The organism is Ruegeria sp. CDSC042 (assembly GCF_059610745.1).
Window position 1 is genome coordinate 181,269 of the sequence record NZ_JBXWOF010000007.1, and the last position, 8,355, is coordinate 189,623.

The window sequence follows — 8,355 nt, forward strand, 5'->3', positions numbered from 1 at the left end:
ATGCTTCGCAGAAAGACCTCCTGCTGCAACAACAGGGAGACTACGAAGTGGATGGCAATCTAAATGCACTTACGACGGTCTTTACCGAGTTTTATTACTGGGTAACGGTCGTCTTCATGTTCCTCATCCATGTGGGCTTTTGCATGTACGAAGTCGGCGCCAGCCGGGCCCGTAACCATATGCACACATTGATGAAAAACATCATGATCATCCCGCTGGTGACGGTCACGTTCTTCTTCTTTGGATGGTGGATCTACTGGGCGTTCCCGAACTTTCCGTTCTGGGGCGGTCTCGACACCGAAGCAGGTGCCGCAAATCTACCGTGGGCGAACACAATGGCAACCAATTTGGACGACAGAATCACAGGGGTCTTCTGGGCCGCGTTCCTTCTGTTCTCGTGGACAGCTGCCTCGATTGTTTCTGGTTCAGTGATCGAACGGATCAGGTCATCGGCTTTGTGGGTCCATGCAGTCATGATCGGGTCCGTCTGGTGGATCATCGACGCTGCTTGGGGCTGGCACTATGGTGGCTGGATGGTGCGCATCTTGGGGTATCACGATGCTTATGCATCAGGCGTTATCCATGCAATCGCAGGTGGTTACGCACTTGGTGTGATCATGGTGCTGGGTCCGCGACTTGGCAAGTTTGCCAAGGATGGAACGCCGCGGGATATTCCTCCGCATAATCCATGGTTGCTGACCATCGGTATTTTCCTGATCTATACCGGGTTCTGGGGTTTCTATGCGGCATGCAACGTGCCTGTAATCTCGCCCGAGGTTATCGACGGTCAGATCGTTGGCGCCACCTGGACTGCAACCAACATCTATCTGGCCCCGACCACGCTGTCGGCGATTACCTTTAACTTCCTGATGTCGCTGTCGGGTGGGTTGATGGCAGCCTATGTCGTCTCGAAGGGAGATGCCTTCTGGACCTTCTCGGGCGGTCTGGCCGGTATCATCACCGCGTCTGCTGGAAACGATTTGTATCACCCGATCCAAGCGATGATCATTGCCGCAATCGGCGTTGTGATCGTCTATAATCTGCACTACTGGGTAGAGCGTCGGTTCAAGCTGGATGATGCTGTCGGTGCTGTAGCCGTGCATGGCTATGCAGGTGTCGTCGGGCTGGTCATCGCGGGCTTTGTCCTGTGGGGCGTGCCTTCGTCACCATATGAAGGTTATGCAACCATCAACCCAATCGGTCAGATCACGGGTGCCGTCATCATGTTCTTTGTCCTTGGGTTCCTGCCAGGCTGGGCTCTGGCGAAAATGCAATCCGCTGCCGGCGTACTGCGCATCCCGGAAGAAGTTGAACTTCAGGGTCTCGATTACGCTGAACACCATGCCTATGAGGACGCCAAAGCTGCCATTATCGAAGCCGATAAAGAAGAACTGGCCGCCCGTGGCGTAGCAGCGAAATGAGGGAGTAAGATATGTCTACGAATGGTTATACAAACTGGGCCGTGGATCTGGCCGAAGTCGGGCCGGTCTATCCCTTCCAAGGTTACGAAGTTCTAATGGTCATCATTGGTGTTGTCTTCTGGGTTGGCTGGCATCGCATCCAATTCGTCCGCGAAGCTGAGCACCTGGAAAAGGCGCGCCACACCGGTGACGAAGAAAAGGTGAAAGCACAGTTGGAGCGATATTGATCCAGCCTTGAATGCTTGCAATGGGCGCGAAAAACACAGGTCGCGCCCATTGCCTCTTAGGAAAAAAACTTTCCTATGATTATTGATGTCCCACTGATTTGTTGGTACCGTCGAATCATAATGAAACACATAAGGAGATCTGCCAGCCATGTGCGGAATTGTTGGATTATTCCTCAAAGACCAGTCTCTTGCGCCCCAACTGGGCAATATGCTGACAGACATGCTGATCACGATGACAGATCGTGGCCCCGATAGTGCCGGTATTGCAATCTACGGCTCTGAGTCCGATGGCAAAACCAAGATTACAGTTCAGTCCCCCAACCCCGAAACGGACTTTGTCGACTTGGCTGATGAGCTAGGCAAAAGTCTTGGCGTGACGGTTGGTCAGGCAGACAATGATACACATGCCGTCTTGGAAATTCCCGCCCGTCAGTTCGAAGCCGCGCGCGCCGCGCTGGCTGAAATCCGGCCGACGGTTCGTATCATGAGTCGTGGCGAAAGCCTCGAAATCTACAAGGAAGTTGGCCTGCCCAAGGATGTTGCAGACCGCTTCAGCCTCAGCGGCATGAGCGGCACTCATGGCATTGGACACACACGCATGGCGACGGAATCCGCCGTGACAACAATGGGCGCACATCCGTTCAACACGGGGTCCGATCAATGTCTGGTTCACAACGGGTCGCTGTCCAACCACAACTCGTTGCGCCGCAAGTTGCGCCGCGAAGGCGTTACCATCCAGACAGAGAACGACACCGAAGTTGGTGCCGCATACCTGACCTGGAAAATGATGAATGGCGCCACTTTAGGTGAAGCTCTGGAATCCAGCATTGATGATCTGGACGGGTTTTTCACCTTTGTAGTAGGGACCAAAGACGGGTTTGGCGTCGTACGTGACCCAATCGCTTGCAAGCCTGCAGTGATGGCAGAAACGGATCAATATGTTGCCTTTGGCAGCGAATACCGCGCCTTGGTGAACCTGCCAGGAATCGAAGACGCCCGAGTTTGGGAACCTGAACCGGCCACCGTATATTTCTGGTCGCACAACGACAGTCCAACAACCCACGAAAAGGCCGCCTGAAATGCAGACCTATGATTTAGAGGCAGACGGACTGCGTGGATTGAACTCGTCCCTGCAGGCGCAAAACGCCGAGACCAACCAAACCAGCTGGGAAATTGTAAATCCAAAAGGCAGCCATGCGATTGCTGTCGGACTGGACGCGCCGATCGAAGTGACGGTCAAGGGGTCTACCGGGTACTATTGTGCCGGCATGAACCAACAGGCGACCATCAAGGTTCACGGCTCAGTTGGTCCGGGTGTGGCTGAGAATATGATGTCCGGCCAGGTCATCGTCGATGGCGACGCCAGCCAGTATGCCGGGGCCACAGGCCATGGTGGGTTGCTGGTCATCAAGGGCAACGCAAGCTCGCGCTGCGGTATTTCGATGAAAGGTATCGACATCGTGGTGCATGGCAATATCGGCCACATGTCCGCCTTCATGGCACAGGCAGGAAATCTGGTCGTCTGCGGAGATGCGGGCGATGCGCTGGGGGATTCACTCTACGAGGCACGGTTGTTCGTGCGTGGTTCGGTCAAAAGCCTCGGTGCTGATTGCATCGAGAAAGAAATGCGCCCTGAGCATCTGGATATTCTGAGGGATCTGCTGGACCGCGCTGGCAGCGACGCCAAGCCGGAAGAGTTCAAACGCTATGGCTCGGCTCGTCAGCTTTACAATTTCGACATCGACAATTCCGCAGCTTACTGAGGAAGAAGGGTATGAAAGATATGGACGATCAGATCCCCCGCACCCTGCCGATTCAGTCGGCGACATTTACCAATCCGATCAATGCTGAGATCCGTCGCGCCGCTGCGACAGGTATCTATGACATTCGTGGCGGTGGCGCCAAACGGAAAGTTCCTCATTTTGACGATCTACTCTTTCTGGGTGCGTCGGTGTCGCGCTATCCGTTGGAAGGATATCGGGAACGTTGCGATACCTCAGTAACGTTGGGCACGCGCTTTGCCAAAAAGCCGATCGAGCTGGATATCCCGATCACCATTGCGGGTATGAGCTTTGGCGCATTGTCCGGTCCGGCGAAAGAAGCTTTGGGCCGCGGCGCATCTGCTGCGGGCACGTCAACAACCACCGGTGATGGCGGCATGACGCCCGAGGAACGTGGCCACTCAACCAAGCTGGTGTATCAATACCTGCCTTCACGCTATGGCATGAATCCCAACGATCTGCGCAAGGCTGATGCGATTGAGATTGTGGTTGGCCAAGGCGCCAAACCCGGCGGAGGCGGTATGTTGTTGGGTCAAAAGATCAGTGACCGTGTGGCCGAGATGCGGACCCTGCCCAAAGGCATTGACCAACGGTCCGCTTGCCGCCATCCAGACTGGACAGGGCCGGACGACCTTGAGATCAAGATCCTCGAACTTCGGGAAATCACTGATTGGCAAGTGCCTATCTATGTGAAAGTTGGCGCCACGCGCCCCTACTACGACACTGCATTGGCAGTGAAAGCCGGGGCGGACGTTGTCGTCATGGATGGCATGCAGGGCGGCACCGCTGCGACGCAAGACGTATTCATTGAACATGTCGGGTTGCCAACACTGTCATGCATCCGCCCTGCCGTTCAGGCATTGCAGGATCTGGGCGTACATCGTGAGGTTCAGTTGGTCATCTCGGGCGGCATTCGCACCGGGGCCGATGTGGCCAAGGCATTGGCACTGGGTGCAGATGCAGTTGCCATTGGCACGGCTGCTCTGGTGGCCCTTGGGGACAACGATCCCAAATGGGAATCCGAATACCAGAAGCTGGGCACAACCACTGGCGCTTATGACGATTGGCACGAAGGTCAGGACCCGGCAGGGATCACCACGCAAGACCCCGACCTGGCTGCGCGTCTTGACCCGGTTGCTGCGGGTCGCAGGCTGCGCAACTATTTGAAGGTGATGGCGCTTGAGGCCCAAACCATCGCGCGTGCATGTGGCCACAATCACCTGCACAATCTGGAACCTGAAGACCTGTGTGCCCTGACAATGGAGGCGGCCGCCATGGCGCGAGTCCCCTTGGCGGGCACCAGTTGGTACCCGGGCAAGGAAGGGTTCTGAACCGATGCTGCGCGGCTCCCTGATGGGGGCCGCGTTTTTGCTTTGAAAAACTAGAATTCAACAGGGAAAGGAAAGCAATCGTGACGACAGATCTCGCAGCTTTCGCAAAAGAAAAAGGCGTCAAATACTTCATGATCTCGTTCACCGACCTGTTCGGTGGACAACGGGCCAAGCTTGTGCCAGCGCAGGCGATTGCCGACATGCAGCAAGATGGTGCGGGCTTTGCCGGGTTCGCCACCTGGCTGGATATGACACCGGCTCATCCTGACATGCTGGCAGTTCCAGACCCTTCATCGGTCATTCAGCTGCCCTGGAAGCCCGAAGTGGCTTGGGTTGCTGGCAACTGCGTTATGGAAGGCAGCGATGTCGCGCAAGCCCCTCGTAACGTATTGCGCCGCCTGATCGACGAAGCTGCAAACGAAGGCATGCATGTCAAAACCGGTATCGAAGCCGAGTTCTTCCTGATGACGCCGGACGGAGAACAGATTAGCGATCCTTTCGATACAGCTGAAAAGCCTTGCTATGACCAACAGGCCGTGATGCGCCGGTATGATGTCGTGCGCGAAATCTGTGACTACATGCTGGAACTGGGCTGGGGACCTTATCAGAACGACCACGAGGACGCCAACGGCCAGTTCGAGATGAATTGGGAATTTGACGACGTTCTGCGCACTGCTGATAAACACTCTTTCTTCAAGTTCATGACCAAATCGGTTGCTGAAAAACACGGGCTGCGTGCGACGTTCATGCCGAAACCGGTGGAAGGCCTGACCGGTAATGGCTGTCATGCGCATATCTCGGTCTGGGATGCGCCAGGCGATGCGGCCAAGACCAACGTGTTTGCAGGCGAGGGCGACGGCCCGACCGGTGAGGTTGGTCTGGGAGAGCGTGGCAAGCACTTCCTCGGTGGCATCATGAAGCACGCGTCAGCACTGGCCGCGATCACCAACCCCACGGTGAACAGCTACAAACGCATCAACGCGCCGCGGACGATGTCGGGTGCAACATGGGCGCCCAACACCGTGACATGGACGGGCAACAACCGGACTCACATGGTGCGTGTGCCCGGCCCCGGGCGGTTTGAATTGCGTCTGCCGGACGGAGCAACCAACCCCTACCTGCTTCAGGCCGTGATCATTGCGGCTGGACTGTCAGGTATCCGATCCAAAGCAGACCCTGGCAAGCGCTGGGATATCGATATGTATGCCGAAGGCCATAAAGTGCGCGGAGCACCAAAGCTGCCGTTGAACATGCTTGATGCACTGCGCGAATACGACAAAGACAAAGACCTGAAGGGCATGATGGGCGCCGAATTCTCGTCTGCTTTCCTGAAGATGAAGCATCAGGAGTGGAATTCCTTCGTGTCGCATTTCTCGCGCTGGGAAAAGGAAAACACGCTGGATATCTGATCCGGTAAAACTGGAAGACATCGAGGTTGCGGCCTGTGCCGCGGCCTTGTTGTTCATTCACCAACAACGATCACGCCGGGATGTTCTTTTCAGTCAACACGCGCCGGGCGAAGATCGAGGCGCGTCTTTTGCACACATATCGTCAAACGGGGATTCCGTTGAAATTGTGCGCCTTTAAGACGGGAACCCAATCCCCGCATTGCACAGCTGCTTTGGGCGGCCCCTTGGTTGTCTGGGAAATCGGAATCATCCCTGGCTTGCGGCCGAAAAGCAGTCAATCAGGGCATGGGCTAAGGGTGCTGTGCAAAAGATGACACCTAATCGACGATATCGCGATCGAGCAAATCTTTATGACGTTCAACACTTTAGACCAGCTTCATCTAATCTGAACGGTCGGTTGTTTGACGACTGATTTCGAGACCCTGCAAATAGCCTATTCTGGGACTTCTTGTTCTTTTTCCCTATCCACCTCGATGCGCCAGTCGGGAACGTCGTTAACAAGCATCAATGCCGCACGTCGCAGGGAGGTTCGCATTTTATCCACCGTCGGGCCGCGCAGTTCACAATCTTCCAAAGCGGCGTCAAAGGTTTCCAGCCAAAGCTCTGCATCGGCCTCGCGAATAGGCACATGGGCATGTATTTCCCGTAAATCCATGTGGCCAAATCGTTCCCGGTAATATGCTCTCCCGCCCAAAAAACCGCTGAGGAACTCGAACTGTGCTTGCCTTGTATGGTTCAATCCGTGACCCCGAAAATGCAGCCGGTGCAAGGAATACACAGCCGGATCGGCCTCCATTCGATCATAAAATTGTTCGACAAGCGCGCGCAGGCTCTCTTCGCCTCCAAGTTGATCCAAAGCCGAGGACATAGTGGATTCTCCGGGTCTCCATTGCCTAATTTATTGCATAACAGGAATATTAGTTTATCAACAGTGACATCTTGGCGCTGTTGATATCTGGGACCGAACACATGCCAATATGGTCGACACTACAACAATCTTCCCTTACATGAGCGCCCTTGCACTCGGGTTGCTAGCTGCGTTGTGCTGGGGCATTCATGATCTCTCGGTCCGCTATATCAGCCAGTCCGTCAGCGTGGTCGCCTCGCTTATGTTTGTTTTGCTCTTTGGTGCCATCCTGCAGATCGGGATGGTTGCAGCCTGGGGCGACATCAACTCCATATCGGGCAACGCGATGGCTTATGCGATTGCAGCAGGTTTTTTTTACCTCTTGGCCGGGCTCAGCATGTACGAGGCTTTTCATCGAGGGCCCGTGCGATTGGTTGCGCCGCTAGTTGCCAGCTATCCGGTCTTGTCCGTCACCGTCGCAATTTGGCGCGGCTCGATGGTCAGTGCGTGGCACTGGTTGGCCGTAATTGCAATCGGCCTCGGAGTATCCATCGTCGCAGCCCGCTCAGACAAAACCGAGACAACCTACCCTGCCCGTGGCCCAACCATTGTCTTGTCTTTGCTCGCCGCAACCGGGTTCGCCGCAGCATTTGCCCTGGGGCAATACGCGGCAGAGATCAGCAACGAATACACCGTGTCTCTAATCGGTCGACTCACGGCAATTCTGGTTCTGGCAGCGATAGCTTTTGCGTCTCGCAAGTCGATTTGGCCCGGCACAAAAGCACTGCCCCTTTTGTGCTTAATGGGTTTACTGGATGCCGTCGCAATTCTCAGTGTGGTCGCGGCTGGTAGGTTGCCCAATGCCCAATATGCATCCGTCGCGGCTTCGGTTTTTGGATTACTGACCGTTGTCCTTGCCTGGGCAATCTTGAAAGAGCGTATGTCACCAAGCCAGTGGCTTGGTTGTGTCGTCGCGTTTGCCGGAATCGGCTATCTCGCGCTCTGAGAACGGCCTTGCGAATTGACGTGCCTGATGGGCTGCAGCCGGGCTGTTTCGCAGGCACTCAATCTCGCCTGAGCGTGGCGGTCCGGATTTACACCACGCTCGTAGTAGGGGGGATCGGAGGGAATTGGGAGGCGACACGCCAATGGATACGATCACCATGCACAAGTCGCGATCTACAAGGTCGCCAATACCTACCAAAATCAGAACGGAAAAAAGAACAGCCGCAGTTTGAACAGCGGCGGCCTCGTTTTAAGCCGTCAGGCCTTCTGGTTCTGGGAGTTTGTTTGCGCGGCATGCGGCGGTCAGGGTGTTGGCCAGCAGGCATGCGATTGT

General features: G+C 55.5%; 8 protein-coding genes. 7 read left to right on the forward strand and 1 reads right to left on the reverse strand.

Translation table 11 applies throughout. From position 1 onward, the window contains the following. Positions 1 to 47: 47 nt before the first annotated feature. The 6 genes from AC2FHX_RS15305 to glnT all read left to right on the forward strand — a co-directional run bounded on the left by AC2FHX_RS15305 (position 48) and on the right by glnT (position 6,169). Positions 48 to 1,421 carry an ammonium transporter gene (locus AC2FHX_RS15305; protein WP_271951763.1) on the forward strand — a complete coding sequence of 458 codons (1,374 nt, stop codon included), beginning with the start codon at positions 48 to 50 and terminating at the stop codon, positions 1,419 to 1,421. An 11-nt stretch (positions 1,422 to 1,432) separates the two neighbouring features. After that, entirely contained in the window at positions 1,433 to 1,648 is a 216-nt protein-coding gene (locus tag AC2FHX_RS15310) for a hypothetical protein (protein ID WP_142638480.1), read from the forward strand. Between the two features lie 148 nt (positions 1,649 to 1,796). Continuing rightward, positions 1,797 to 2,726, forward strand: a complete 930-nt coding sequence (locus tag AC2FHX_RS15315; RefSeq protein WP_142638478.1) for a class II glutamine amidotransferase — start codon at positions 1,797 to 1,799, stop codon at positions 2,724 to 2,726. 1 nt (position 2,727) lies between these two features. After that, a complete protein-coding gene (locus AC2FHX_RS15320) occupies positions 2,728 to 3,411 on the forward strand; it encodes a protein GlxC (RefSeq protein WP_496678512.1) in 684 nt (227 codons plus the stop codon). 20 nt (positions 3,412 to 3,431) lie between these two features. Continuing rightward, positions 3,432 to 4,760, forward strand: a complete 1,329-nt coding sequence (locus AC2FHX_RS15325) for an FMN-binding glutamate synthase family protein (RefSeq protein WP_142638687.1) — start codon at positions 3,432 to 3,434, stop codon at positions 4,758 to 4,760. Between the two features lie 80 nt (positions 4,761 to 4,840). After that, positions 4,841 to 6,169, forward strand: coding sequence for a type III glutamate--ammonia ligase (glnT, locus tag AC2FHX_RS15330; protein WP_496678514.1), 1,329 nt, complete (start codon positions 4,841 to 4,843; stop codon positions 6,167 to 6,169). 433 nt (positions 6,170 to 6,602) lie between these two features. On the opposite strand, the gene AC2FHX_RS15335 is transcribed toward glnT, so the two are convergent. After that, a complete protein-coding gene (locus AC2FHX_RS15335; protein ID WP_496702431.1) occupies positions 6,603 to 7,037 on the reverse strand; it encodes a group II truncated hemoglobin in 435 nt (144 codons plus the stop codon). Positions 7,038 to 7,176: 139 nt separating this feature from the next. On the opposite strand from AC2FHX_RS15335, the gene AC2FHX_RS15340 reads away from it, so the two are divergent. Next, complete coding sequence (locus AC2FHX_RS15340) at positions 7,177 to 8,022, forward strand: EamA family transporter (RefSeq protein WP_496702429.1); 846 nt, start codon at positions 7,177 to 7,179, stop codon at positions 8,020 to 8,022. The last annotated feature ends 333 nt before the right edge of the window (positions 8,023 to 8,355 follow it).